Source organism: Methylobacterium sp. R2-1 (assembly GCF_014191355.1).
GTDB lineage: Bacteria > Pseudomonadota > Alphaproteobacteria > Rhizobiales > Beijerinckiaceae > Methylobacterium.
Window position 1 is genome coordinate 191,649 of sequence record NZ_JACHWM010000011.1, and the last position, 24,424, is coordinate 216,072.

General features: G+C 68.9%; 20 protein-coding genes. 9 read left to right on the plus strand and 11 right to left on the minus strand.

The window, feature by feature from the left end; genetic code table 11:
- Nucleotides 1-80: 80 nt before the first annotated feature.
- Entirely contained in the window at nucleotides 81-3,764 is a 3,684-nt protein-coding gene (locus tag FHU13_RS16730; RefSeq protein WP_183436978.1) for a PAS domain-containing protein, read from the minus strand.
- Nucleotides 3,765-4,061: 297 nt separating this feature from the next.
- Here FHU13_RS16730 and FHU13_RS16735 point away from each other — a divergent pair, with 297 nt between their 5' ends.
- Nucleotides 4,062-5,084 (plus strand): zinc-binding dehydrogenase, encoded by a 1,023-nt coding sequence (locus FHU13_RS16735; RefSeq protein ID WP_183436979.1) that lies wholly within the window; start codon nucleotides 4,062-4,064, stop codon nucleotides 5,082-5,084.
- A 754-nt stretch (nucleotides 5,085-5,838) separates the two neighbouring features.
- Here the strand turns inward: FHU13_RS16735 and FHU13_RS16740 are convergent.
- The 6 genes from FHU13_RS16740 to FHU13_RS16765 all read right to left on the minus strand — a co-directional run bounded on the left by FHU13_RS16740 (nucleotide 5,839) and on the right by FHU13_RS16765 (nucleotide 10,882).
- Nucleotides 5,839-6,726 carry a LysR family transcriptional regulator gene (locus FHU13_RS16740; RefSeq protein WP_183437020.1) on the minus strand — a complete coding sequence of 296 codons (888 nt, stop codon included), beginning with the start codon at nucleotides 6,724-6,726 and terminating at the stop codon, nucleotides 5,839-5,841.
- A gap of 319 nt (nucleotides 6,727-7,045) precedes the next feature.
- Entirely contained in the window at nucleotides 7,046-7,282 is a 237-nt protein-coding gene (locus FHU13_RS16745; RefSeq protein WP_312889599.1) for a DMT family transporter, read from the minus strand.
- Nucleotides 7,283-7,396: 114 nt separating this feature from the next.
- Nucleotides 7,397-7,837, minus strand: a complete 441-nt coding sequence (locus FHU13_RS16750; protein WP_183436980.1) for a cupin domain-containing protein — start codon at nucleotides 7,835-7,837, stop codon at nucleotides 7,397-7,399.
- Complete coding sequence (locus tag FHU13_RS16755) at nucleotides 7,834-9,498, minus strand: SDR family oxidoreductase (RefSeq protein WP_183436981.1); 1,665 nt, start codon at nucleotides 9,496-9,498, stop codon at nucleotides 7,834-7,836. Before FHU13_RS16755 ends, FHU13_RS16750 begins: the two co-directional genes overlap by 4 nt.
- A 20-nt stretch (nucleotides 9,499-9,518) precedes the next feature.
- A complete protein-coding gene (locus FHU13_RS16760; RefSeq protein ID WP_183436982.1) occupies nucleotides 9,519-10,421 on the minus strand; it encodes a hypothetical protein in 903 nt (300 codons plus the stop codon).
- Complete coding sequence (locus tag FHU13_RS16765) at nucleotides 10,418-10,882, minus strand: hypothetical protein (RefSeq protein WP_183436983.1); 465 nt, start codon at nucleotides 10,880-10,882, stop codon at nucleotides 10,418-10,420. The genes FHU13_RS16760 and FHU13_RS16765 overlap by 4 nt, the downstream gene beginning before the upstream one ends.
- Before the next feature lie 349 nt (nucleotides 10,883-11,231).
- Here FHU13_RS16765 and FHU13_RS16770 point away from each other — a divergent pair, with 349 nt between their 5' ends.
- Entirely contained in the window at nucleotides 11,232-14,207 is a 2,976-nt protein-coding gene (locus FHU13_RS16770) for a phosphoenolpyruvate carboxylase (RefSeq protein WP_183436984.1), read from the plus strand.
- 39 nt (nucleotides 14,208-14,246) lie between these two features.
- On the opposite strand, the gene FHU13_RS16775 is transcribed toward FHU13_RS16770, so the two are convergent.
- Complete coding sequence (locus FHU13_RS16775; protein ID WP_183436985.1) at nucleotides 14,247-14,492, minus strand: hypothetical protein; 246 nt, start codon at nucleotides 14,490-14,492, stop codon at nucleotides 14,247-14,249.
- Between the two features lie 275 nt (nucleotides 14,493-14,767).
- Between FHU13_RS16775 and FHU13_RS16780 the strand changes: the two genes are divergently transcribed.
- The 6 genes from FHU13_RS16780 to FHU13_RS16805 all read left to right on the plus strand — a co-directional run bounded on the left by FHU13_RS16780 (nucleotide 14,768) and on the right by FHU13_RS16805 (nucleotide 20,577).
- Nucleotides 14,768-14,971 carry a hypothetical protein gene (locus FHU13_RS16780; RefSeq protein ID WP_183436986.1) on the plus strand — a complete coding sequence of 68 codons (204 nt, stop codon included), beginning with the start codon at nucleotides 14,768-14,770 and terminating at the stop codon, nucleotides 14,969-14,971.
- A 141-nt stretch (nucleotides 14,972-15,112) separates the two neighbouring features.
- Nucleotides 15,113-15,475: a hypothetical protein gene (locus FHU13_RS16785; RefSeq protein WP_183436987.1), complete on the plus strand. Its 363-nt coding sequence runs from the start codon at nucleotides 15,113-15,115 to the stop codon at nucleotides 15,473-15,475.
- 429 nt (nucleotides 15,476-15,904) lie between these two features.
- Nucleotides 15,905-16,381: a (2Fe-2S)-binding protein gene (locus FHU13_RS16790; protein WP_183437021.1), complete on the plus strand. Its 477-nt coding sequence runs from the start codon at nucleotides 15,905-15,907 to the stop codon at nucleotides 16,379-16,381.
- Nucleotides 16,378-18,729: a xanthine dehydrogenase family protein molybdopterin-binding subunit gene (locus tag FHU13_RS16795; RefSeq protein WP_183436988.1), complete on the plus strand. Its 2,352-nt coding sequence runs from the start codon at nucleotides 16,378-16,380 to the stop codon at nucleotides 18,727-18,729. The genes FHU13_RS16790 and FHU13_RS16795 overlap by 4 nt, the downstream gene beginning before the upstream one ends.
- Before the next feature lie 140 nt (nucleotides 18,730-18,869).
- Entirely contained in the window at nucleotides 18,870-19,256 is a 387-nt protein-coding gene (locus FHU13_RS16800; protein WP_183436989.1) for a hypothetical protein, read from the plus strand.
- 175 nt (nucleotides 19,257-19,431) lie between these two features.
- Nucleotides 19,432-20,577 (plus strand): sensor histidine kinase, encoded by a 1,146-nt coding sequence (locus FHU13_RS16805; RefSeq protein ID WP_183436990.1) that lies wholly within the window; start codon nucleotides 19,432-19,434, stop codon nucleotides 20,575-20,577.
- A 43-nt stretch (nucleotides 20,578-20,620) separates the two neighbouring features.
- Here the strand turns inward: FHU13_RS16805 and FHU13_RS16810 are convergent, their stop codons facing one another.
- Complete coding sequence (locus FHU13_RS16810) at nucleotides 20,621-20,890, minus strand: hypothetical protein (RefSeq protein WP_183436991.1); 270 nt, start codon at nucleotides 20,888-20,890, stop codon at nucleotides 20,621-20,623.
- A gap of 152 nt (nucleotides 20,891-21,042) precedes the next feature.
- Between FHU13_RS16810 and FHU13_RS16815 the strand changes: the two genes are divergently transcribed.
- Entirely contained in the window at nucleotides 21,043-22,929 is a 1,887-nt protein-coding gene (locus tag FHU13_RS16815) for a pyrroloquinoline quinone-dependent dehydrogenase (RefSeq protein WP_210287683.1), read from the plus strand.
- A gap of 21 nt (nucleotides 22,930-22,950) precedes the next feature.
- Here the strand turns inward: FHU13_RS16815 and FHU13_RS16820 are convergent, their stop codons facing one another.
- Both FHU13_RS16820 and FHU13_RS16825 read right to left on the minus strand, forming a co-directional pair.
- A complete protein-coding gene (locus FHU13_RS16820; RefSeq protein WP_183436992.1) occupies nucleotides 22,951-23,442 on the minus strand; it encodes a hypothetical protein in 492 nt (163 codons plus the stop codon).
- 116 nt (nucleotides 23,443-23,558) lie between these two features.
- Nucleotides 23,559-23,972, minus strand: coding sequence for a hypothetical protein (locus tag FHU13_RS16825; protein WP_183436993.1), 414 nt, complete (start codon nucleotides 23,970-23,972; stop codon nucleotides 23,559-23,561).
- Between the last annotated feature and the right edge of the window lie 452 nt (nucleotides 23,973-24,424).

A 24,424-nucleotide genomic window follows, 5' to 3' on the forward strand; every position in this document is an offset into this window, starting at 1 on the left:
CTTTCGGAAAAAAGACGATGCAAAACAGGGGTCCAGAGCATCGTCCTGGATACGATATACAGGACGATGCTCGCGCTGACTTACCGCTCGGCCAGCAGCGTCTCGGAGAGGAAGTGGACGACGCGCTTCAGCTCCACCGGCTTCTGAAGGCGCTCCACATCTGCGAAATCCGGCGGGATCACGCCCTCGTCGTAGCCCGTGATGAACACGAACGGCACGCCGCGTTCCCGAAGCAGCGCCGCCAGGGTGAAGGACGGCCCGGAGCCCAGGTTGATGTCCACCAGCGCCGCCGCCGGTGCGCTGGCCTCGAGTGCGTCGCGGGCCGCCTCCTCGGTCGGGCAGGGGCCGATCACCTCCGCCCCTGCCCCCTGGAGGGCGCGGGCGGTGTCGGTGGCAAGGTAGTAATCGTCCTCGACCACGAGGACGCGGTGGCCGCTCAGATCTGCTTCGCCGGTCATGTCGAGCGCTCCTCCGGACACGGTTGCGCGCTGCGGAGCATCCGTTTCCAGAATACTCGCTCCGTCGCGCAGCGGAAATTCGAGGCGGCACCGGGCACCTTCCGGACCGATCTCGAGGCGGCCGCGCCCGCCCAACTCGTAGGGCAGGCGGCCCTCGACCAGTTCGCGGCCGAAGCCGCCGCGAACGGACGTGGCGTGACCCCAATGGCCCTTGTCCTGAGCCACCTCCGGGGCGCCGCCCTCCACCCAATCGAAGCTCAGCCAGGTCTCGCCACGTTTCTCGAACAGCGCCCAGCGCACCCGCACCCGGCCCTCCGGCACCGACAGGGCACCGTATTTCAAGGCATTGGTCGCCAATTCGTGCACCGCGAGCGTCAGGATCTCCGCTGCCTTAGGCGAGAGCTCGACCTTGGGTCCGGACAGGTCGTACTGGTCCTCGCGCAGGGCCTGAGCGCTGACCTCGTCGTGGACGATGGTCGCCACCGGCACGCCCGCATTGGCGGAGCGGGTCAGCAAGGCCTGGACGCGGGAGAGCGTCAGAAGCCGCCCTCCGACTAGAGATGCGTAATCGGCCACGGTCTCCGCCCGCTCGCCGGTGCGGGCGACGATCGAGCGGGTCACCGCCATGATGTTGCGCACCCTGTGCTGCAGTTCGGCCAGCAGCACGGCCTGGTGCCCGGTCAGCAGTTTGGCCTCGGTGGTGTCGGAGGAGAGACCGCCGATGCGCCGCACCCGGCCCTGCTCGTCGCGCAGCGGGAACAGCGTACTGCGGATCCAGCGGAAGGCGCCGTCACTCGGGCGCATGATGCGGAACTCGTTCAGCAGCGATTGACCGCTCCCGGCCCGCTTCAAGTTCTGCAGGGCGCGCTCACGATCCTCAGGCAGCATGTGGCCGGCCCATCGCCGGACATCGCGCCCGAGCACATCCGGTTCGAGGCCATAGACCGTCCGTAGCGCCGGGCTGACGAACTCCATCTCCAGCGTCTCGGCATCGCGGATCCAGAGGACGTCGGAGGAGGCCTCGGCGAATTGGCGGAAGCGCTCCTCGCTCTCGCGCAGGCGCAGCTCGGCGCGCTTGGCTCTTAGGGCGTGCCAGATCGCGGGTGCCAGCGCCTCCGCTACCTCAAGATCCTCCGGCCGGTAGCCGCCCGGACGGTTGCCGAGTCCGATCAGGCCCCGCGTCTTGTCGCCCTGCTTCAGCGGCACGCCGACGAAGGCGGTCAGCGGCACATGGTCGGCCGGAACGCCGACGCGGTCGGGGTGGGAGGCAGGATCGTTGACGATGAATCCCTCGCCATCCCGCAGCACCCGCCCATAGATGCCGTGGACTGCGAGCCCCAGCGCCAACTTGCCCGGCGGAAGGTTGCTGTCCCCTGCGGCCGCGCGCGCAGCATAGCAGGCCCGGCTCCGGTCGCTGAAGAACAGGCCGTCGAGGCGACCGGTCGCTTCGTTGATCTCACCCATGAAGCCGATGGTACTGCCAGTCAGTTCCTCGGCCACATCGAGGGAGATGCGCGCGAGTTCCTCCTCGGAGGAAGCGCCCAACGTCTCGCTGAAGATGAGGTTGATCGCCTGAAGGACAGCGTTGTTGCGCCGGACACGCTCCTCGGCCTGTCGGCGCTCGGTGATGTCGATCGAGACGCCGACGAAGCGGTCTTCCCCAAGCGGCTGACCGGAACTGCTCAGCCAGCGGTACTGACCGTCAAAGCGGCGAACACGGGCCTCGTGCGTAAAAGGCCGGCGCTGCGCGAAAGCCTCCTCGAAGGCGGCGATATGCCCCGCCGCATCGTCCGGGTGCAGAAACCGTTCCCAGCCCCTTCCGGAGACGGCATCGAACGTGACGCCGAAGAAGTTGAGATAGTGACTGTTGACGAAGATCGTGCCGCTGGCGTCCACGTCCCAGGTCAGGACCGGCGCAACGTCAGCCATGGTGCGCAGCCGCATATCGGCCTCGCGCGCCGTCCGTTCGGCCCGAGCCCGCTCGACCGCCGCCCAGATGCGCTCGCCGGTCTCCCGCGCGAGAGCGATCTCGGCTTCGGTCCAGGCACGAGGTGTCACCATGGATACCGAGAGGGCGCCGGCCAGCTCGCCCCGTTTGAGCAGCGGGATACCGATCCAGGCGACGAGAACGCCCTTCGCCACCGCGGCGCGATAGGCTTCAGGAACCAGAGGCGACGTAGTCACGTCGGAGAAAGCGATCGGCTGACCCTGCTTGTACAGGGGGATGCCCCACTCGATGAGGGACACCGGATAGGTGCCGACGAGCGAGGGTCGGTTGCCGCTCACGTAATCCTGGCGAATGACCGCGAAGCCCTGCGCCTCATAGAGCTCGATATAGTAGGCGTAGTCCGCCTTCAGATGCTCGCCGAGCAATCGGCAAGCCTCGCCCTGGATTGCGGCCGGATCGGCGAGGGGACGCAGTGCGTCGCTCAGCCGAAGCAGGAAAGCCTGTTGCTCCTCACGCTCGCGCAGAGCCAGTTCGGCGAGCTTGTATTCGTGGATGTCCTCGCTCGTTCCGTACCAGCGGACGATGCGTCCCTCGCCGTCGCGGCGCGGATAGGCCCGCGAGCGTAGCCAGCGATAGCTCGCATCGCGCATGCGCACGCGGTGCTGGATGTCGGCGGGCTCGCCGGTGCGAACGCATCGCAGCCAGTGCTCGGCCATGCGGGCAGCATCGTCCGGATGCTGCACCTCCATCCAGGTCTGCCCCAGACCACTGAGGCCGGTCCACTGGTGGAACCGCACCGGCGCGAAGTCGATGGTCCCATCGGCCGAAGCGGTCCAGGAGATCTGGGGATTGGACTCGACCGTGTGGCGCAAGTGCTCCTCGCTCTCGCGCAGGGCCCGCTCGGCGATCACCCGATCGGTAGTTTCGAAGGCGCCCATGTAGAAGCCGGCAATGCGGCCGGCCTCGTCCCGCAGCGGCGTCCAGCTCGCGGTATACCAGCCGAAGGGCCGCTCCGGGCGGGATGCGATGTTCCAGAAGCGGTCGGCCGTGTGGCGCGCCTGTCCTAGCAGAAGCTGATCGGCGATCTGCCGACCCTCCGGTGCGGGCCAGCACTCGACGAAAGACCGTCCCAGCGGCGGCGGCTCGATCGCTCGGAGGACTTCGTAATATTCGTCATTATAGAGCACATTGAGAGCCGGACCCCAGGCAATAAAGCCAAGATAGGGCGCGCCGAGCATCATCTCGACGACCGTCTTCAAGCTCTGCGGCCAGCCTTCGATTGGCCCAAGCGGTGTCAGCGCCCATTCAAAAGCGCGGATACGCTCTGCCATTCCCCCGCCACGGGGCCAGTCGATCATCTCTCTTCGCATCTCTTGGCGGAAAAAACATGCTTCTTCGAAAAAGTCACTCGGCACATATTGCGAGTGCGTGACGAAAATTGGAAAGAAGCGAGATCTGGGCTGATGTGACGCGTGCGCCTTCCTGCGCCGGAGACCCGGCGCGGGCCGCTCCGCGCGTGTCGGCACGGAGCGCGGCGGGAGCCCTCCACGCCGCCCTTGTTTCGCGATACGGAAGGCCGCGGCCTCGCCCGGCCGGTTTCCCGCAAGGATCCCGCTCGGGACCAGCCCATCCCGACGGCAGACGAGATCACTTCAATGCAAGCCCTCCAGCTCTTCGGCGACCGCGACCTGCGCCTGACCGAGGTCGAGCCGCCGCCCGCGCCCGGGCCGGGCGAGGTACAGTTGCGAGTGCGCGCGGTCGGGCTCAACTTCATCGACGTATGGGGCTTTCGCGGCATGGCGTTTGCCAAGCGCAAGCTGCCGCTCACCGTCGGCGCCGAGGCCGCGGGCGAGATAGCGGCGGTCGGCGAGGGCGTCGAAGGGCTGTCCGTCGGCAATGCCGTGGTGCCCTACGGCGCCCTGACATGCGGACAGTGTCGGGCCTGCCGTGAGGGCCGCGACAACTTGTGTGAGGACGTTTCCGGCGTCATGGGCTTCCATCTCGACGGCTTCGCCCGCGAGCGGGTGAACCTGCCGGCCCGGCTCGTGGTGCGGGTGCCGGCGCAAGTCGATCACGTCCAGGCAGCCTGCGCCGGCATCGCCTTCGGCACCGTCCAGCACATGCTGTTCGACAACGCGCGGCTGGAGCCCGGAGAGTCGATCCTCGTCCATGCCGGCGGCTCGGGGATCGGCACCGCGGCGATCAAGATGGCCAAGGCGATCGGCTGCACCGTCTACACGACGGTGGGCGACGACACGAAGGGCGAGAAGGCGCGTGCCCTCGGCGCCGATCACGTCATCAACTACCGCGAGGAGCGCTTCGAGGGCGAGGTGCGGCGCCTGACCAAGCGCAAGGGCGTGGACGTGGTGTTCGAGCATGTCGGCGCCGAAACCTGGAACGGCTCGCTGCTCTGTCTCAAGCGCGGCGGGCGGCTCGTCACCTGCGGCTCGACCTCCGGTGTCTCGGTCCAGATGAACCTGATGCAGTTGTTCCAGCAGCAGTACCGGATCACCGGCTCGTTCGGCTGCCGCATCGCCAACATGCGCGAGAGCCTCGACAAGATGGCGGCCGGCCTGACCCCGGTCATCGACACGGTGCTGCCGCTCGCCGACTTCGCGCAAGGGCTGGAGCGCCTGGAATCGCGAAAGGTGTTCGGGAAGATCATCGTGACGCTGTAGGGTCAAAACCCAGTCAGCTTGACGATGGGAATGGCCGCTTGGGGGAAAGCGGCCATGCACCCGCATGCTTTAAGAATGGCGGGTAAACACCACAAAGCCGCTGTTGCCCGGTCGATCCGTCTCGCTTTCAAAGGTCAGTATCAGGGTTGTATCGGTGGAAAACCGCTGCCAGCTTATGTCCGTCGGGGTCGCGCATATGCGCTACGTAAAATTCTGGCTCATAATAGCTACATAGCTACGCGTCCCTGGTGCGCCTTCATCTGTTCCTCCATGCAATAGTCCTGCAGTATGAAATGCTCGGACTTGTGCAGCGCTTTCAGCTTTGAAGGCAAGCATTGTCCCATTGCCCGGTGCGGGTGGGTTGGTGTCGAATGGTTTGCATAACCAGAACCCGAACCCGCTGTCATAATCCTTTCCCCAACCTACCCACCCGTCTGTCCAATCAGGAAGGCGCGCCTGCCCGAGAACCTCGAATACGGCGTCGTAGAAGCGCACAGATCTCGCTAGGTTAAATGTACCGAGGGTCGAATATAGAAGCGTTGTCGCCTTCCTAAGCTATCAGTGCACCATGCAGCGGGCTGAACGGCTGCAGCGCCCCCGGAGCGGGCATATGTCCACGAAAGCCGAAATGTCTCGCCAGGGTCGAAAGCAACTCTTCGCATGGTCAAGCTGATCGAGTTTGACCCAAGCTTCCGTTCCTGCGTCACCTTCCTCCGGAAGCCGTCCCGGCCGTGGGGAATGACGCTCTGACAGCTCAGGCGAAGAGCCGGCTGCCAATGACGGGGTCGGTGCGAAAACTGTCTGCCACGTGACCCGCGAGCGCCCGCACCGCCGGCCCGGCGCCGTCGCGCAGGCGCATCAGAACGTCGTAGCTGCCGAGCGGTGGCAAGGCCGCGATCCGCTGGAACGGCGGCCGCGCGACGCTCACGGGGAGCGGCGCCACTGCGAGATCGGCCTCGACCGCCGCGATCTGCCCCTGGCAATGCTCGCTCGTATAGGCGACCCGGTAGGGAATGCCCGCCTGATCCAGCGCGTCGAGCGCCGCCGCCCGCCACGTGCAGCCGCTCTGGCACAGCGCCAGGGGCAAGGGACGGCGAGCCTCGGCGAGCCCGCCGCGCAGGCCCACCCAGGCCAGATCCTCCGAATGGACCACCTGCGCCGCGCGGTTCGACGGGAGGTGGCCGGTATAGAGCACGAGGTCGAGGCTGCCCTCCGCGACCGCCTCCACCAGCAGGCGGCTCGCATCGAGGCGCACATCGACGTCGACCTGCGGGTGGGTGGCGGCGAAGCGGCGCAGCATGGCCGGCAGGGCGAACAGGCCGGAATCGTTGGGCGCACCGAAGTGCACGCGGCCCTCCATCGGCGGCGCGTCGAAGAAGGCGACCACCTCGTCATTGAGGGCGAGCAGGCGCCGACCGAGACCGAGCAGCGCCTCGCCGTCGGCGGTCGGCACGACCGCCCGAGGCTGGCGCAGGAACAGGGCTCGCCCCAGACGCTCCTCCAGCCGCTTGACTTGAAGGCTGACCGCGGAGGGCGTGCGCCCGATCCGATCGGCGGCTCGGGCGAAGGTGCCGGCCTCGCAGATCGTCACGAAGGTGCGGACGAGATCGAGATCGAGGTTCGATGGCGTGAGCGCGCTCAGGGCCGGGCTCCGGTGGCAAAGCGTTGCGATGAGCATCCTTTATCACTCTCGTAAAATCAATTCGTTCGACTCATCACATCATCGATCGCATCCTCCCTGTCACAGGATTGGAGGCGGCAATGATGGAACGCTTCGGAGACACCCTGCGGCGGGGAATCGACGGGCTCGTCGTGCGATGGCGCCGCTGGTGGGCATTTTCGCGCGGCGCAGGGAGCGAAACGATCACGGAGGCGTTGGAGGCCCTCGACGAGCGGCTTCTCGCCGATCTCGGCGTGACCCGGACGGGGCACGTCGTCCCAACCGGGGAGGTGCCACCGCGTCAGCGCAGGCAGACGAGACCGAGGCCGCCGATCATCAGGGCGCTGCCGAGGATGCGCCACGGGTCGGCGCTGTGCGGGGCGAACCCGACCCAGCCGAAATGGTCGAGCACGACCGAGGTGTCGATGGCGGCGGTCACCGTGATGCCGGTGAACACCGCGGCCCCCAGCTGCTCGGCGATGAAGATCGTGGCGCGCACGTAGGTCGCACCCATCGCCCCGCCGAGCCAACCCACCACGGCACACCCGCGAGCCGCCGGCTGCCCGGCCAGCCCATCCCGACAAAGGGCGCGTCGCGCTTAGCTCGAACACACAAAGCGCCACTCAACACGTCTAAAAATGCAACTGTAATGCTAAGGGCGCGGGGTCGGCCGCCAATCCTCGGGCGCCATCTCGAAGCCGGAGAACTCGAAGCCCGGTGAGACCGTGCAGCCGACGAGCGTCCAGGCGCCGAGGCTCGTCGCCGTCTGCCAATGGCCCGCGGGCACCACGATCTGCGGGCGCTGGCCGCGCAGGAGGTCGGGTCCGAGATGGTGGGCTGAGGCGTCGTGGCCGTTGGGGCTCATGGTGATCACCATCGGCGCGCCGGCATGCCAGTGCCAGATCTCGGCGGCGTCGACCTGGTGCCAGGCCGAGGTCTCGCCGACGCCGAGCAGGTAGTAGATCGCGGTGCCGACCGAGCGACCCTCGACCATGCGGGGATCGCGGAACGTCTCGCGGTAATGCCCGCCCTCCGGATGGGGCCTGAGACCGAGGGCATCGATCACCTGCGCGGCCGTCAGACTGTCGGTCATGGGGTCTCGTCCTCTCTCTCGTCGCAGCGGACCAGCCAGCCGCGGTAATGCACGAGCCTACCGACGAGCGGCAGGAACAGGGCCACATCGAAGCGGAAGCGACCCTGCGCATCGACCCGCTCGCTCGCCCGCGTCGTCGGCCGCAGGAAACGCGGCAGGGGCAGCGGGCCGAGCCGCCAGCCCGTCACCGCCATGTCGAGCCCGTCGGCGTGGGCGCTCACCGCGAGGTCCATCGCGAACGGGCCGAAGCGCTCGCGCACCCGCCCGCTTCCATCGGGGCCGGCGAGCCGCATCCGGCTGGAGAAGCGGCGGCCCGGAAAATGGCGCGTCCAGCGCTCCGCGCCGACCTCGAAGTCGGGTTCCATCGTGACGCGGATCGACCCGTCCTCCATGGCGGGCGGCAGCCGGAACAGCAGGGCGACGAGGGCAACCAGGCGTCCACGCCCGCGCAGAACCTCGGCCCGGCCGCGGAAGGCGCAGTCCCCCACCGCACCATGCAGGGCGCGGACCGCCTCTGGCATCCGCCCGAAGCCGGCGCCGAGCGCCCGCTCGAACAGCGGCACGGGATGATCGGTGTCGCGGCGGGTGCGGATGGCCAGGCGGCGCATCTCCGCCTCGATCGCGTCGAGCGGCAGCACGCCGACGCAAGGGTAGGCGCCGGGCGGGATCGACGCGGCGGAGGGATCGGTGAGGCGGCGGATCGCGGCGAGAGCGGGCAGGGTCGGGATGAAGGGGCCGTCGCCGGCCTCCGCGACGAGGCTCCACACGGCGCGCGTCGGCTGCCCTGCCGCGTCACGGCCCAAAACCTCGACGCTCATACCGCCGCGGTCGCTACCGAAGCGGTCGAGCCAGCCGGCCATGGCCAGGAAGGGGTGGGCGAAAGGCAGGAGCGAGGGCAGGACGCGCCATCGCACCGGCAGGCTCGCGAGGCTCAGGCCCCAATGCAGCACGGGCAGTTCGAGTCCGGCCCGGAACAGGGCCGTCTGCAGCCGGGGAAAGCGGGCCGGCAGGATGTCGAGGTCGGGCGTCTCGCACAGGCTGGCGAAGCGCCGGCCGAGGCCCGGTACGGCGATCCGGCCGAGCAGGCCCCAGCCGGGCCGGTTCTGCCACGTGCCGGCCCGCAGTACGCGCACCGGCTGACCCGCATAGGAGAGGATCGCGCGCATCACCGAGAGTCCGCGGGGTGCCCGGTTGCCCGGCACGATCGCGACCCGCACGGTCTCGATCGAGCGCCAGCCCGCGGTCAGTGCGTCGAGCACCGCGTTCGACAGGGCCGGAGTCGAACTCGCGCCGGTCAGCGCGACGACGTTCTTCGCCCGCGCCGCCGCATCGAGGACGGGAAACGCCGCAACGAAGTCGCGACCGTCGGCGAGATCGAGATACGGCAGGCCGGCCTCGATCGCCGCGCGGGCGAGGACCGGCACGCCGCCCTGGAACGGCCCGGCGGCGTCCACCACGACCGCTGCGCCGAGCACCCGCAACTCCGCGGCGTCGGCCCGTGTCGCGTCGAGACGCACGGCCCGCCCGCGCCCATCCGGCACGGTGCGGGCCACGGCCTCCGCCCTGGCCAGGTCACGACCGGCGACGATCACGCCAAGTTCGGTGGTGGCGGCGAGCCCGGCGACGAGCCGCGCTCCGAAGGCGCCGGCCCCACCAACCACGAGGATGGCGGGCGACTGCGTCAGGGAATCGCCCCCTGGGGCAGGGCCGAGCCCGGCGCGCGCGGCGGCGGGAGATGGGGAGGCGGCTTCACGCCGGCGGCTTTCGCGGCCTCGCGCGCCGCGGCCTTGGCGGCCTTTTCCGCCTTCTCCGCCTCCGCCGCGACGGCTTCGGGCGTGGGCGCCGTGCGGCGGGCTTTGGGCGGCGGCAGGAGCTTGCCCGAAGGCGCGGCGCCGCATTCGCGGAAGCGAAGCTCGGCCAGGGGCTCGCCGGTCTCCGCGTTGATCGGCAGGCTGTCGGGGAGAGGCACCAGGGAGGGATCCCACTGGATCTTGCCGCCGATGGTCCCCTCAAGGGTCGCCGGCGAGGCGCCCCGGCGCAGGGACAGCAGATCCGGCCCGTAGGCGGTGGCGACCTTGCCGGCGACCACGACCTGGAGCACGCGCGTCACGTCGGGCGTGAGCGGACGCAAAGGGTTGTCGAGGGTGATGGCGCCGCTGCGGGTCACCCACAGCTCGATGTTCTTGGCCCCCTGATAGCGGACGGCTTGGCCGGGCTCGCAGGCCACCGGCGGCGCTGCGAAATTCGTCGCGGCCGGCGACGGAACGGCGGGGGGAATCGGATTTGCGGCGGCTCCCGCTGCGACCGGCTCGGCCGCCGGCTTCATGTCCACAGGTTTCGCATCCGCGGGCGCCGACGAAGCCGGTGCATTCGCCTCGGGCTTGGTCTCGGGCTTGGCTTGCGGCTTCGGACGGGGCTTGGGCCGCGGCTTGGGTTTGGGCTTAGGCGTGTCCGGCACCGCGTCGGACTCGGTCGGCGCCTGCGTCGAGGGGGCCTCGTCCTGCGCGAGAGCCGCGGGCCTCATCTCTGGGGCGAGCGTCATCCAGGCCGCCGCGAGGGCAGCGATCCGGCCAATCCGTCTCATCGGGCCGACCGGTCCTTCGCCGTGGGCGGGGTCTCGTCGGGGGCAAGCGCCTGCTTCAGCGTCCGGTTCTGCTGGTCGAGAAGTTGATCGAGCATCTGGCTATCGAGTTCTTCCGCGTCGAACCTTCGGGCTGTCCCGGCGCCGCTCCCGCGCGCCTTGTCCGCAGGTCCGTCCACCGCTTCTCCGTTGATGACTTGCCCCTCGATGATCTGCCCCTCGATGACGGGACCACCGGTCATCTGGCCATCGATGATGCGGGCATCGAGCACCTGCGCGCCACGATCGATCGGGCTGGGTTGAGAGGCGGTCAGCACCTTCGAGACGGCATCCGCGTTATCGGCCCATTCCTCCTCGCGGGGAAGGCGCAGGGGAGGCTGGCGCGGCCCCTTGGAGAGCGTCGCCACGAAGATGCAGGCGAGCAGGGTCGCCGCCACCGCGGCCAGGATCACCAGGGTTTCCATGATCGGGCCGACCCTAGACCGGATCGCGCGCCGTTGCACGTGCCGGGGACATGGCAGTCAGGGCCATTGCTCGAACCCGCATCAGCGGCTTCGCGGCCCGAAAAGCGCCGCGCGGAGCGGGCTTTTCGAGGCATGAGCCTCGGAAAGCGTCGAACGGAGCGATAGCCTGAGCCCGTGGAGGCGGGCGCCGACGACTGAGGCCGGCAAAAAGCCAGGGTGATCGCTTTCAAGCGATTGCCCTGCACGCCACCCCGTCCGGGAACGGTCCTTGCGTCGCGGGCCGAAGGGTGAGAACCGCGTGATCGCCGCCGCCCGACGGTCACCGGCCGCTCACGACCAGGAACGCTCGATGCCCCTCGAAGATTCACGCTCCGGCCAAGCGCAGCCAGCCGCGCCGACGCCCGCCGCTTCGCCCGCACATCCGGCGGCGGCCCCTGCTCGGCCCACGGAGCGCGACCTCACCGGTCGCGACTTGGAGGCCGAACTCCTCGACCTCGTCGCTCGAACCCGCGAGCAGGCGAGCGAGGACCCGTTCCGCAATCCTGTCCTGGCGGTCACGCTCGCCATCACCCGCCGGCTCGATCGCGACGAAATCGGGGAGACGGATCTCGACGCGCTGCTCGCCACCCTGCGGCGGCGGGCACTCACGGCCCGGGCCGAGCGGTTGCGCGGCTATGTCGGCCTCGATGCCGACGCGTCCGCCGGGGAGCCGCCCCCCGTGGTGGACCTCGCGAACCGGCTCGTGGCGGCGGAGGCGCGGGGCTCGGGCGATTTCGAGACGTTCCGCGGGCGCGTCGGTCACACCGCCTTCGCGGCGGTGTTCACGGCGCATCCCACCTTCGGCATGCCGCGGGCCGTGGCCGAGCTGATTGCGCGGGCCGCCTCGCTGGCGGATGCCGACAAGCGGGCGCCGATCATCGGCGAGGCCGCCGCCCGCTCGACCCGGCCCGATCCGCAGATCAGCCTGGATGACGAGTTCGAGCAGGCCTGCGTGGCCGCCAACCACGGCCGCGCCGCCATCGACGCCTTCAACGGCGCGATCCTGGACGCCGCCCGCGCCCGCTGGCCGGATCGCTGGACCGAACTGGTGCCCAAGCCTCTGGCCATTGCCAGCTGGGTCGGCTGCGACACTGACGGTCGCACCGATATCGGCTGGTGGGACACCATGCGCTACCGGCTGATCTCCAAGCGCATGCAATTCGACCGCCTCCTGCGCGACCTGCCCGACATCCCCGCCACCCGCGTGGTGCGCGAACTGACCGCAGGCGCGCGCGACGCCGTCGAGCGCCAGCTCGCGGGCGCGCCGCTTCTCGGCACAAAGCCGTCTCTGGAGGCGGTCCACCGCTTCGCGCTGGCCCTCATCATCGAACGTGAGCGGGCACAAACCGATGCCGGCCCGATCCTGGCCGGGCTCGCGGCCGCGATCGGGGCCGCCGAAACCGACGCGGACCGCCGCGCCATCGCGGTGCTGCGCTCAGGCGTTTCCGCACACGGCCTCTCGAACGCGCTGCCGCATTTCCGGCTGAACGCCAGCCAGATCCACAACGCGGTGCGCCGGGTCATCGATCTGGAAGGCGAGCCGACCGACGCCGCTCAACGCCGCTCCCACCTCTCGGCGATCAACACGCTGCTCAACGACGTGCGCGCCGTCCCCGTCGATTTCGGGGCGCTCGCCGCCGAGCGAGCTTCGGCCGCGCGGTTGATGATGACGATCACCCAGATCCTCAAGCACGTCGACGGCACCCACCCGGTGCGCTTCCTCATCGCCGAGACCGAGACCGGCTACACCCTGCTCGCGGCGTTGTGGCTCGCGCGCCATTACGGCATCTCCGACAAGCTCGAGATCACGCCGCTGTTTGAGACCGCGAGTGCGCTGGAACAGGGCATCCGCGTGCTCGATGATGCGCTGCGCAACCCGCATTGGCGCGCCCACCTCAAGCGCCTCGGCCGGCTCTCGGTGCAGTTCGGCTACTCGGATTCCGGGCGCTATGTCGGCCAGTTGGCTGCGACCTTCTGGATCGAGCGCCTGCGTCTGCGCATCACCGAGCTGATGACGCAGAATGGCCTTTCCGACGTCGAACTCGTCATCTTCGACACCCACGGCGAGTCGATCGGCCGGGGTGCCCATCCGACGAGCCTGCGCGACCGCCTCGCCTATCTCGCGCCGGAGGATTCGCGCCGGCGCAATGCTGCTTCCGGCATCCGTGAGCGACTGGAATCGAGCTTCCAGGGCTCGGACGGCTACCTGATGTTCGGCTCGCCCGAACTCGCCGGAGCCTCGGTGGCGCGCATCGCCGAGCACGTCTTCGCCGATGCGCTGACCGAGGACGACGCCTTCGCCGACTACGCGCTCAACGACCGGGCCGCCGCGCCCACCGCGGACCCGATCTACGAGGAGGCCGACTTCGCCGCCGAGTTCTTTCGCGTCGTGCGCCAGGACATGGAAACCTTGGTGGATGACCGCGGCTACGCGGCTTTGCTCGGCACCTTCGGCCCGAGCCTGATCGACCGCACGGGCTCGCGTCCCGTGGCGCGCCAGTCGGACGGCGGGGGGCCGGCCGCGATCACTCATCCGCGCCAGATGCGTGCGATCCCCAACAACGCGATCCTGCAGCAGCTCGGCTATCTCGCCAACTCGCTGCACGGCGTCGGCCGCGCCGCGCACCGGGCGCCGGAGCTGTTTCGCCACATGCGGGCGAACTCCGTGCGCTTCTCCCGCGCCTTCCGCCTCGTGCAGCACGCCGCCAGCGTCGGCGACCTCGACGTGATGCGCGCCTATATCGACACGCTCGATCCGGCGGTGTGGCTGGAGCGCGCCCGCCGCACCCGGCGCGACGCGCGGCGCGACGAACTCGTCACAATCGCCGCAGCGCTCGAGCGGCTGAACCTCGCCCCCGACCTGCGCCGCCTGTTCGGCCGGCTCACCTGCGACGGGCTTTTCCTCCAGGCCGCAGCGCCGGACCTCGCCACGATGTCGACCCGGCTCGCTCTGCTCCACGCGATCCGCCTCGCACTGATCCACCGGATCTGGTTCCTGGCCGCCCACATCCCGAGCTTCCGGCCGCAGGCGGGTCTCACCCGGGAGATGCTGCTGGAGCGCTTCCTGCGCCTCGACATCGACGGCTGCCTGAAGCTGCTCGACGAGATCTATCCGGTTACGCCCGACCCGACGCTGGGCCTCAATTTCGGCGAGCCGCCGGGCCCGCGCGACGTCGGCACCTACGAGACCGAGCACAACACTCTGTTCGGGCCGATCCGGCGGATGTTCGAGCGGGTGCGGGAGATTTCGGGGATCATCCAGCACGAGGTCGGCGCGTTCGGCTGAGGGCGGAAGGGGGCCGGTCACCGAGGCTCCCTTCGAGACTCAGTGCTTCAGCATGCTCTCGAAGCTCGCATCCGGCTCGACCTTGCCGGCGAAGCGCGCCAGCCGGCTCAGGCTCGGCTCGGCCAGGCCGCCGGCATTGGCGTAGGTGGCGAGCGCGAAGCTCACCAGGAGTTCGGCCTCCTCGTGAGTCATCGCCCGCCCGCTCAGGGTGCTGGCCGCGCCGCGCACGGCGAGGGCGGCTTGGCGGAAGGCGGGGTCGTTCTTCAGTTCGTCCAGGCGACTCATCGGGCGTCCTCGGGGCCGTACTCGGTGTTGCGTGGTCCTGCCGGCAGGGCCGGCTGCGCGGGCTGTTCCTGAAACGCTCGAAGCCTCGTCTCGTCTCCGACGGGGCTGGCGCCGCAGCGAACAGCCTAAGCGCGGCTTAAGTGAACTGCGCCCGAACGGGAACACCGTTCCGCAAGGGGGCGGTCCGGTTGTTCCGACTGAACACTCGCCATCCATGCGGGCAGCAATACATTCATGGATCGGCTGGGCCGCGAGCGGCGAGGGGAGGGCGCACCATGGAAGGGGTCGGCGACGGCATCGACCGGGACGAGACCGACGCGCCCGCCTATCGCGACGGCCGTCAGGCTGCCGAGCGGCGCGAGGGTGCAGCAGGGAACCCGCATCCCGCAGGCTCGGATGAGCACCGTCTCTGGCAGGCAGGCCACGCCTCGGTGACGGCGCCCGATGTCATCGCCGACAAGATCGGCGATTTCGCCTGAGGCGAACACCCGGAACCATCATTCGAGGGCGTCAGTCCTCGCGTCGGCCTCCCTCGCGAACGGCGCGCGGCGGCAGGAGGAAGGTGGGCGGCGGTACGGTGTCGTGAGGACGCCGCCGAGGATCAGCGCGAAGGAGCGGCGATGCGAGTGCTGGAAACACCGGATGGGCGCTACATCGTCGTGCACGGCCGGCTATGGCGGCGCCACCGGCCCGATCTCGAACCCCTGCAGCGCGACCGCTTGGTCCGCGACCTGATGGATGCCCGACGCGCGGTGCGCGCCGCCAAGCGCTCCGGCGACGAGGCGGCGCTTGTCCGCGCCCGAGCGGCCGTGGATGCCGCAAAGCACGGACTCGGCGAGCGTGGACCGGTCTGGTGGACGGACGGCGCGCCCGACCACAACCGGCGCATGATCGGCAACACGCCCTACGCCGCGTGGTACGCGGGCCTGCCTGACGCCGTGAAAGCCGACCCCGACCGCCGCAGGCGGTCGGGTGGGGAATAGAGGAGGCCGATGCAGCATTTGCTGCAACGTTCGTGTGCGGCACCGCACAGACGGTTTTTCGGGTTTCGTCCGCACGACGCCCGAACCCCTCTCTGGGACGCCAAAGCCTCGGACACGACCGAGTCGTGCGATTGCCATGGCCTCCCAGTTCTGATTAATTCTAGATAAGAAATGCAGTCGAGGCCGTTCCACGGCCTCCGCATCGTCGCGGCGGAGCGACAACGCCGCCCCCGCGACCGACGATAGGCACGAACCAAGAGCCGGACGGTATCATCCGTGAACCGGCCGCCACGGCACCGATCCACCCGCTCGTCGGGCCTCGGATCGGTCCCGATACGGCATCCATGGGGAACGGCAGATCGATCCGGCCGCCGAGCGGACATCCCATCCGCTCGCGCGCCTTCCATTCTGAAACGGCAGATGACAGCGATGATAAAACTCACGGTCAACGGAGCCGAACGCAGCTTCGACGGCGATCCCGAGATGCCGTTGCTCTGGTACCTGCGTGACGAACTCGGCCTCACCGGCACCAAGTTCGGCTGCGGCATCGCCCAGTGCGGCGCCTGCACGGTCCATCTCGGCGGCACCGCGGCGCGGGCCTGCATTACCCCCGTCTCAGCGGCGGAGGGCCAGGAGATCACGACGATCGAGGGGCTCTCGCCCGACGGCAACCACCCGGTCCAAGTGGCGTGGCGCGACCTGAACGTGGCCCAGTGCGGTTACTGCCAGACCGGCCAGATCATGCAGGCGGCCTCGCTCCTCAAGGACACGCCGAAGCCAACCGATCAGCAGATCGACGAGAACATGAGCGGCAACATCTGCCGCTGCGGCACTTATCCGCGCATCCGCGCCGCGATCCATCAGGCTGCCGGTCAGGCGCCCGCCACCAAGGGAGATCGCCTGTGATTCACGAAGCCAAGCTGATGGCCGAACTCGCCGCCTCCCAGAACACCGCCGGTCCGGTCCGGATCGACAACTTCAGCCGCCGCGGCATCCTCGGCGGCATGGGCGCTCTGGTGCTCGCCCTCTCGCTCTCCGATCGTGCCAAGGCCGACGAGGGTCAGACTGAGGAGCAGAAGGCGAAGAAGTTCGGTGCCGACGGCATGCCCAACGGCTGGCGCGACGATCCGAAGGTCTTCGTCGCCATCGCCAAGGACGGCACCGTCACCGTCACCAACCACCGCTCCGAGATGGGCCAGGGTGTTCGCACCTCGATCGCCTTCACCGTCGCCGACGAGCTGGAGGCCGACTGGTCGAAGGTAAAGGTGGTCCAGGCCTGGGGTGAGGAAACTCATTTCGGCAACCAGGACACCGACGGCTCCCGCTCGCTGCGCCACTTCTTCCAGCATTTCCGCCATGCCGGCGCCGCCGCGCGGCTGATGCTGATCCAAGCCGCCGCCAAGCAGTGGGGCGTGCCCGCGGGCGAGGTGAAGGCCGAGAATCACGTCCTGACCCACGCCAAGTCCGGCCGCACGCTCGGCTACGGCGACGTCGCCGAGGCCGCCGCCGGCCTGCCGGTGCCGGCCCGCGAGAGCGTGCAGCTCAAGAAGCCCGAAGCCTTCCGCTACATCGGCAAGGGCAAGATCGGCCTGATCGACAACCGCGACATCACCACGGGCAAGGCGATCTACGCCCTCGACGTGAAGCTCGACGGCATGCTCTACGCCGTCGTCGCGCGCCCCGCCGTCTACGGCGGCAAGGTCGTCAGCGTCGATGACACCGAGGCCAAGAAGGTCCCGGGCGTGGTGAAGATCGTCAAGATCGAGGGCGGCGAGATCCCGTCCGAGTTCATGCCACTCGGCGGCATCGCGGTGATCGCCAAGAACACCTGGGCGGCGATGAAGGGCCGCGAGGCTCTCAAAATTACCTGGGACGACGGCCCGAACGCGTCCTACGACACCGACGCCTTCCGCAAGGAATTGGAGAAGGCGGCGCGCGCGCCGGGCAAGGTCGTGCGCGTCGCGGGCGACGTCGATGCGGCGATGAAGACCGCCAAGGCGAAGTTCGAGGCGGAGTACTTCGTGCCCCACCTCGCCCAGGCGCCGATGGAGCCGCCGGCCGCGGTCGCCCGCTTCAAGGACGGCGTCTGCGAGGCTTGGGCCTGCACGCAGGGTCCGCAGGCCGCCCATGACCGGGTGATGAAGCGCCTCAACCTGCCCGCCGACAAGGTGCGGGTGAACGTGACGCTGCTCGGCGGCGGCTTCGGCCGCAAGTCGAAGCCCGACTACGTGGTCGAAGCGGCGCTCTGCTCGCAGGCGGTGGACGGCGCGCCGGTCAAGCTGGTCTGGACTCGCGAGGACGACATCCAGCACAGCTACTATCACACCATCTCGGTCGAGCGGATCGAGGCGGGCGTCGACGACAAGGGCATGCCGGTGGCGTGGCTTCACCGCTCGGTGGCGCCGACGATCGGCTCGATCTTCGCACCCGATCCGAAGCACGAGCTGCCGTTCGAGCTCGGCATGGGCCTCGTCAACAACCCGCTCGCCCTGAAGAACCTGCGCTTCGAGAACCCGGAAGCCTCCGCCCATACCCGGATCGGCTGGTTCCGCTCGGTCTCGAACATCCCGCACGCCTTCGCGATCCAGTCCTTCGTGGCCGAACTCGCGCACGCCGCGGGCCGCGATCCGAAGGACTATCTCCTCGAACTCATCGGCCCGGCCCGGAAGATCGACCCGACCGAGATCGGCGATGTCTGGAACTACGGTGAGGATCCGAAGCGCTACCCCGTCGATACCGGCCGCCTGCGCCGCGTCATCGAGACGGTGGCCGACGGCGCCAAGTGGGGCCGCAAGCTGGAGAAGGGCAGGGGTCTCGGTATCGCCGGCCACTACAGCTTCGTGACCTACACCGCGGTCGCGGCCGAGGTGGAGGTCGACGACAAGGGCCAGGTGAAGGTCCACGCCATCGACATCGCCGTCGATTGCGGGCCGCAGGTGAACCCGGAGCGCGTCCGCTCGCAGATGGAGGGCGCGGTGATCATGGGAATGGGCCTCGCGCTCACCTCGAAGATCACCTTCAAGAACGGGCGGGCCGAGCAGACGAACTACGACGGCTACGAGGTCATCCGCATCGACGCCGCGCCGAAGGTGGTGCGGGTGCATCTCGTACCCTCGAACGACTACGACAGCCCGCTCGGCGGCGTCGGCGAGCCGGGCGTGCCCCCGGTCGCGCCGGCCATCGCCAACGCGGTCTTCGCCGCCACCGGACGCCGGGTGCGCGAGCTGCCGCTGCGCGACCAGCTCAGCACCTGAGGCCGGTGGCCGACGCCCTCCCCCTTCGCCGGGGGAGGGCGGATTCGGTAGGCCCAGAAACCGGTTTGCGCAGACGCGGCAACTCTCAGGGCGCCTCGCGACTTTCCCAGGCATCTGTGTTGCACGAGGACCGACGCTTCATGACCCTCACCGCCCGCCTCACCTTCGGCCTGTCGCTGACCGGAATCCTGCTGGCGGGGTCGGCGCTCGCCTCGCCCTGCTCCGACAAGATCGCCAAGCTCGACGGAAGGGCGAAGTCGGAGGCCTCGGCGTCGATCTCGGCTTCGACCGGAAGCAAGACCGTCGCAGCCCACCGCGAGGGCGAGGGACAGACCGGCACCGGTGGCCAGACCGACCAGCGCGAGGCGCCTCCGGAGAAGTCGGCGGAAGCCGGCAAGGGCGGCGATCAGGCCCAGCAGGCCCGGGTCGCCCTGGAAGAGGCCCGCACCGCCGACAGCAAGGGCGACGCCAAGGGCTGCGAGGAGGCCATCAGCCGAGCGGAGAAGCTCCTCGACGCCAAGCCCTGAGACCGACGCACGCGGCCGAGCTCTGTCGATAAGAACGTGGAATGGAAGGGCTCGGCGGCGCCGGGCCTTTCCATTTTTCGTTGCACACCCAACCTTCCCATGTTGCCGACACCGTCGTCTGCAATCGCGCATCGCTCGCGCGAAACCCGCATCTCGGGAATCCTGAGACGACCCTATGATCGAGATTTCACCGGAGGCCCTCGACCTTCGGCTGCGCCAACAGTCGATCCTGTCCGATTTCGGTGTCGAGGCCCTGCGCGCCACCGAGCTCCTGCCGCTGCTGCAACGGGCGACCGAGCTCTGCGCGGAAGGCATGCAGGCGCAGTTCTGCAAGGCGCTCGAGTATCAACCGGCCCAGGACCTGCTCCTCGTCTGCGCGGGCGTCGGTTGGGAGCCGGACTGCATCGGCCGCGCGGTGATCGGCGCCGACCTTGCCTCACCCGCGGGCTATGCCCTGAAGACCGGCCGGCCCGTCATCTCCAACCATCTGGAGAACGAGACCCGCTTCCGCACGCCGGAACTGATGGCGAGCCACGGTATCCGCCGCGCGGTGAACGTGATCATCACCAACCGGGAGGGCCATTACGGCGTGCTGGAGGTGGATGACACCCGCGAGGGCGTGTTCGGCCTGGCCGACATCGCCTTCATGCAGGGCTTCGCCAACCTGCTCGGCAGCGCCATCGAGCGCCAGCGTTCGGAGGCGCAGCTCAAGGTCGCCCTGGAGCGTCAGGACCTCTTGAGCCGCGAGATGAGCCACCGGGTCAAGAACAGTCTCGCCGTGGTGGCCGGGCTTCTCGCGCTCCAGGCCCGCGGCACCGAGAACGAGGATGTGAAGAGCGCGCTGGCGGATGCACGCGCCCGCGTCGAGGCGGTGGCCCAGGTCCACGACCAGCTCTGGCGTCAGCCGGACCTCACCCGGATCGATGTGGCCGGCTTCCTCGAAGCGCTGTGCGAGAAGCTGAAGGAGACCGCGGGCGGGCACGCTCTGCTCTGCCGCGCGGCGGCTGTGACGATGCCGGCCGATCTCGCCATCCCGCTCGGCCTATTCGTGAACGAACTCGTCACCAACGCGATCAAGTACGCCTATCCCGAAGGCCAAGGCGAGATCCGCGTCGAGGCGGGGATGCGGGAGGATGGTGGGCTCACCGTTTCAGTTTGCGACGACGGCGTCGGCCTGCCACCGGGCTTCGACCCGCTGAAGGCCCGCGCGAGCCTCGGCATGCGTGTAATCGGCAATCTCGCCCGCCAGCTCGACGGCACACTGACGCTGAGGTCCGGCAAGGGCGCACAGTTCGAGTTGCGGATGGCTCCGCGCCACTGAGCCGGGCCCGGCGCTGTAGCCGGTCCCGGTCGGTTTTCGGAAATCAGTTGCCTCCGGCGCTGCCGCTTCCGCCGCCACCGCTGCCCTGCGGCACCGCGCGTGAGGGCTGGTTGGCATTCCCGCCGGCCGCCGAGTTGCTCTGCACCGTATCCGCCCCGGTGCTGCCCCGCGGAATCGTGACGTTCGAATCGGACCCGGTATTGTTCTGGCCGCCGGTCACGGGCGCGCCTGACTGAGGCGCGGTCGGCGCCGTCGTCTGGGCAAAGGCAGGCGCGGCGAAAACCAGCGTTGCGGCCAAGATCAGAGTTCGCATCAAGTCCTCTCGTCTGAGTATGGTGACCGCCGCGCAGGCATCCCGATGGGGTGCATCGGCGGCGCACCGACGGTACATGTGTCCGGACAACGACGGAAACGCGGGATGGCTCCGAAAAAGTCGTGCGGCCAAGACATTGGCGGCCCTTCGGCATGATCGTCGTCCCCGAAAGCCAGCAAGCAACGGATGGGAGGATCAGAGTGAAAGGCCATACGACAACGCTTGCCGAGACCGCGGCTAGGCGCCCCGGCCGGGCAGGCTTAACCCTCGCCGCCGCGCTGCTGCTCCTGCCGGCCCTCCTGCCGAGGGCGGGCGCGTCCGCGCAGGAGTCCGCCCGGCCTTCCGGTGACTGGCCGGCCTTCCGGCGCGACGCCGCCAACACCCACCATTCGCCGCTGGCGCAGATCGACCGCGGCAACGTCGCTCGCCTTCGCCCGGCCTGGATCTTCCAGACCGGGGTCACCGGCTACTTCCAGGCCGAGCCGGTGGTGGTGGAGGGCGTGATGTACGTCTCGACCACGGGCAACCACGTGGCGGCGCTGGAGGCGAAATCCGGCAAGGTGCTGTGGACCTACTCCCACAAGGCGCGCACGGAGAAGATTTTCGGGCCGCCCTCGAACAGAGGTGTCGCCGTGTCCGGAGGCCTCGTCTTCGAGGCGACCATGGATGGCCGCGTCATCGCGCTGGATGCGGAGACCGGCCGGTTGGTTTGGGATCGTGAGGCGGTGCGCCCGGAGGAGGGTGAGACCGAGACCGCCTCGGCACTCGCCGCGAGCCTAAGCGACAAGCCGGTCCAGGGATCGAGCCGTCTCGGCTTCAAGATGCCGCCGCTGGTGGCCGATGGGCTCGTCATCGTCGGGGTGACGGGGGCGGGTTACGGCTTCCATGTCGAGGACGAGCGGGGCGGGCTCGACGGCGGCGCCGTTGTCGGGATCGAGGGCGGCTACGGCCGGCGCGGCTGGCTAGCGGCCTACGACGCGAAGACCGGCGAGGAGCGCTGGCGCTGGTACGTTACCAAGGCCGATGGCTGGGAAGGCGACTTCGCCGAGAAGACGCCGGACGGAATCCCGCTCAACCGCGACATCGCAGCGGAAAAGGCTGCCGCGGCTCAGCATGCGGAAGCTTGGAAGGTCGGCGGCGGCTCGCTTTGGATGACGCCGGCCTACGATGCCGATCTCGGCCTGATCTATCTCGGCACCGGCAATCCGGCGCCGCAGAATTTCGGACTGACCCGGCCGGGCGACAACCTCTACACGATGAGCCTGGTGGCGCTCGACGTGAAGACCGGACAGCTCCGCTGGCACTTCCAGCAGGTGCCGCACGAGCAGTGGGGTTACGACGTGGCAAGCCCGCCCTTCCTGCTCGACCTCCCCACAGAGAAAGGGCCGATGAAGGCGGTGGCCCAGGCGAGCAAGCTCGGCTGGATCTATGTCCACGACCGCACGGACGGGCGGCTCATCGGCAAATCCGCTCCGCTCATCACGCACAAGAACCTGTTCGTGCCGCCGAGTCCGGAAGGGACGGTCGTCAGCCCCGGCCCGCTCGGGGCGGTCTCGTGGCATCCGGTGGCTTACGACGCGGTGAGCGGGCTCGCCTTCGCCCAGGTGCGGCACGGGGCGGCGACCTACACGGTGAAGACTGCGCCCGCTTCCGGTAGCCGCGGCGAGATCCGCTACACCGAGACCGGCGAGGCGAAGGGCGAGCCAACCTTCTCGACGCTGACCGCGATCGATCTCGCGCGAGGAGGCGCGGTGGCGTGGTCGCGCAAGGCTGGAAGCCGGCTCTCCGGCGGCACCCTCGCCACCGCGGGCGGCCTCGTCTTCTCGGGCGAGGAGGACGGGCATCTCGACGCGCACGACGCGAGGACCGGCGAAATCCTCTGGCGCTTCCAGTGCGGGGCGGGAATCGGCGGGCCGCCCGTCACCTACACGGTCGAGGGACGTCAATACGTGGCGGTGGCCGCGGGCGGCGCTTCCTTCACCAAGGCGTCCGGGTTCGGCACCGGTGACGCGCTCGTGGTGTTCGCGCTTCCCGAGTAACCCGCGTTGGGGGCGTCCGCCTCACTCGGCCGCGTCGGCTTCCGCATCCCCGTCGGCCGGCGTCTCGTCTGAGGCGGAGCGGGGTGTTCCGGCCGCGTAGAAGTCACCTCGGCGCACAGCCTCGCCGCTGCTGGCCATGACGCTGAGATAGGTGTTGAGCGTGTTGGGTGCGACGTCGGACAGGCGCCGGGCGATCTCGGCATGCGACAGGCCCTGTGGCCCGGCGCCCTCCAGAAGAGCCTTCAGCCGCCCCTTGGCCGAGTTGGCCCGCGGCCCGCGGGTGCCACGCCCGCCGCGTCTCGAACGCGGCTCGCCGGGAACCGCCGACGCGCCCCCACTCCCGCTGCCTATGATGCCTTCCAACGGCGCTCCCTCGACGATCGCCGCGAGCGACGTCTCCGCCACCCGAAGCTTAGCCAGTTCGCTGGAGACGCGCTCGTATTCGACCTGGAGGTCGGCCATCCGCTGCCTGACGTCAGCGAGGGCCTTGGCCAGCGTATCGCCTTCAGACATGACCGGGTTCAATCCTCACGGCAAATATCCAGGGCCTGCAAGCCATAGCGATCCCCGCTCGTCGACGGGCTCCCGCACCCTCGTCGGATCGTCCCGCACGAAGGGGCGGAGCAGCCTCAGTTGCCTGACGCACGGCTCGGAGGCGGCAGGAGCTTGCCCGATTGATAGTCCAGCGGATGCGGCTTCGGCGGAGGCGCGTCCGGATTCTTCTGCCAGCCCCGCCGCCCCTCAGCGAGGCCGCACTCGACGAAATGAACGAGTGGATTGCAGCCGCTCTCGCGCACGTCCGGATTGGCCTTCAGATAGCCCTCGGTGCTGAAGCCGGCGCTCGGGTCGCGTCCTTCCCGCCAGCCGTAATGGATGTAATGGACGAGGGGACCCTGCGGAAACGCACGCACGTCCGGATACCAATACAGATAATAGATCGGATCAAAACCCGGCAACGGCGTGCGAACGATCGAGGACGGCGCTCGCCGCGTCGTCAGGGCCGGCAGCTTCGCCTTCTTCAGAAACTTCTTCACGGCGCGCACGGCTCAAGGACTCGCTCGTTAAAGGCGACCTTTCATCCGCGGATTGCCCCCATCTGTCCAGTGCCGCGGGGCGGTACTCGGGAACGAAAGACGTCATCCTCTGCCGTCACGGCGCACGGGCACTGGGCGGTGCAGCTTGAGGACAATCGGGTGAACGAGGCGCCTCTCCGGGCTTCGGAGGGTCGCAGGGTGCAGTGCTTTGGAGGCTGGCCGTATCCCGGCCGGTACCAGGCCCATCACTGGTGGTGCGCAGCACGACGACCGTTCCCGAACCATGCCACCGACGTGGCCGATGCATCGCCTTCATCGTCGTCGATCGCGCGGCCGAGCACGATTTGGGGCACTGCGAATCCAACCATCCACTCGAAACGGACAAGCACGCGAGATCCGGGTAGACCACGCAAACAAAACCGGGCAAAAGTGGCAAATCGCGCGAAGAACGCGAGGGCTGT

Bases quoted from the DNA above. Each gene is read 5' to 3' on its own strand.
- FHU13_RS16815 (WP_210287683.1), top strand. From the start codon at position 21,043: ATGATCGTCGTCCCCGAAAGCCAGCAAGCAACGGATGGGAGGATCAGA.
- FHU13_RS16780 (WP_183436986.1), top strand. From the start codon at position 14,768: ATGGAAGGGGTCGGCGACGGCATCGACCGGGACGAGACCGACGCGCCC.
- FHU13_RS16760 (WP_183436982.1), bottom strand. From the start codon at position 10,421: ATGAGACGGATTGGCCGGATCGCTGCCCTCGCGGCGGCCTGGATGACG.
- FHU13_RS16785 (WP_183436987.1), top strand. From the start codon at position 15,113: ATGCGAGTGCTGGAAACACCGGATGGGCGCTACATCGTCGTGCACGGC.
- FHU13_RS16775 (WP_183436985.1), bottom strand. From the start codon at position 14,492: ATGAGTCGCCTGGACGAACTGAAGAACGACCCCGCCTTCCGCCAAGCC.
- FHU13_RS16805 (WP_183436990.1), top strand. From the start codon at position 19,432: ATGATCGAGATTTCACCGGAGGCCCTCGACCTTCGGCTGCGCCAACAG.
- FHU13_RS16770 (WP_183436984.1), top strand. From the start codon at position 11,232: ATGCCCCTCGAAGATTCACGCTCCGGCCAAGCGCAGCCAGCCGCGCCG.
- FHU13_RS16790 (WP_183437021.1), top strand. From the start codon at position 15,905: ATGATAAAACTCACGGTCAACGGAGCCGAACGCAGCTTCGACGGCGAT.
- FHU13_RS16735 (WP_183436979.1), top strand. From the start codon at position 4,062: ATGCAAGCCCTCCAGCTCTTCGGCGACCGCGACCTGCGCCTGACCGAG.
- FHU13_RS16750 (WP_183436980.1), bottom strand. From the start codon at position 7,837: ATGACCGACAGTCTGACGGCCGCGCAGGTGATCGATGCCCTCGGTCTC.
- FHU13_RS16810 (WP_183436991.1), bottom strand. From the start codon at position 20,890: ATGCGAACTCTGATCTTGGCCGCAACGCTGGTTTTCGCCGCGCCTGCC.
- FHU13_RS16730 (WP_183436978.1), bottom strand. From the start codon at position 3,764: ATGATCGACTGGCCCCGTGGCGGGGGAATGGCAGAGCGTATCCGCGCT.
- FHU13_RS16765 (WP_183436983.1), bottom strand. From the start codon at position 10,882: ATGGAAACCCTGGTGATCCTGGCCGCGGTGGCGGCGACCCTGCTCGCC.
- FHU13_RS16820 (WP_183436992.1), bottom strand. From the start codon at position 23,442: ATGTCTGAAGGCGATACGCTGGCCAAGGCCCTCGCTGACGTCAGGCAG.
- FHU13_RS16800 (WP_183436989.1), top strand. From the start codon at position 18,870: ATGACCCTCACCGCCCGCCTCACCTTCGGCCTGTCGCTGACCGGAATC.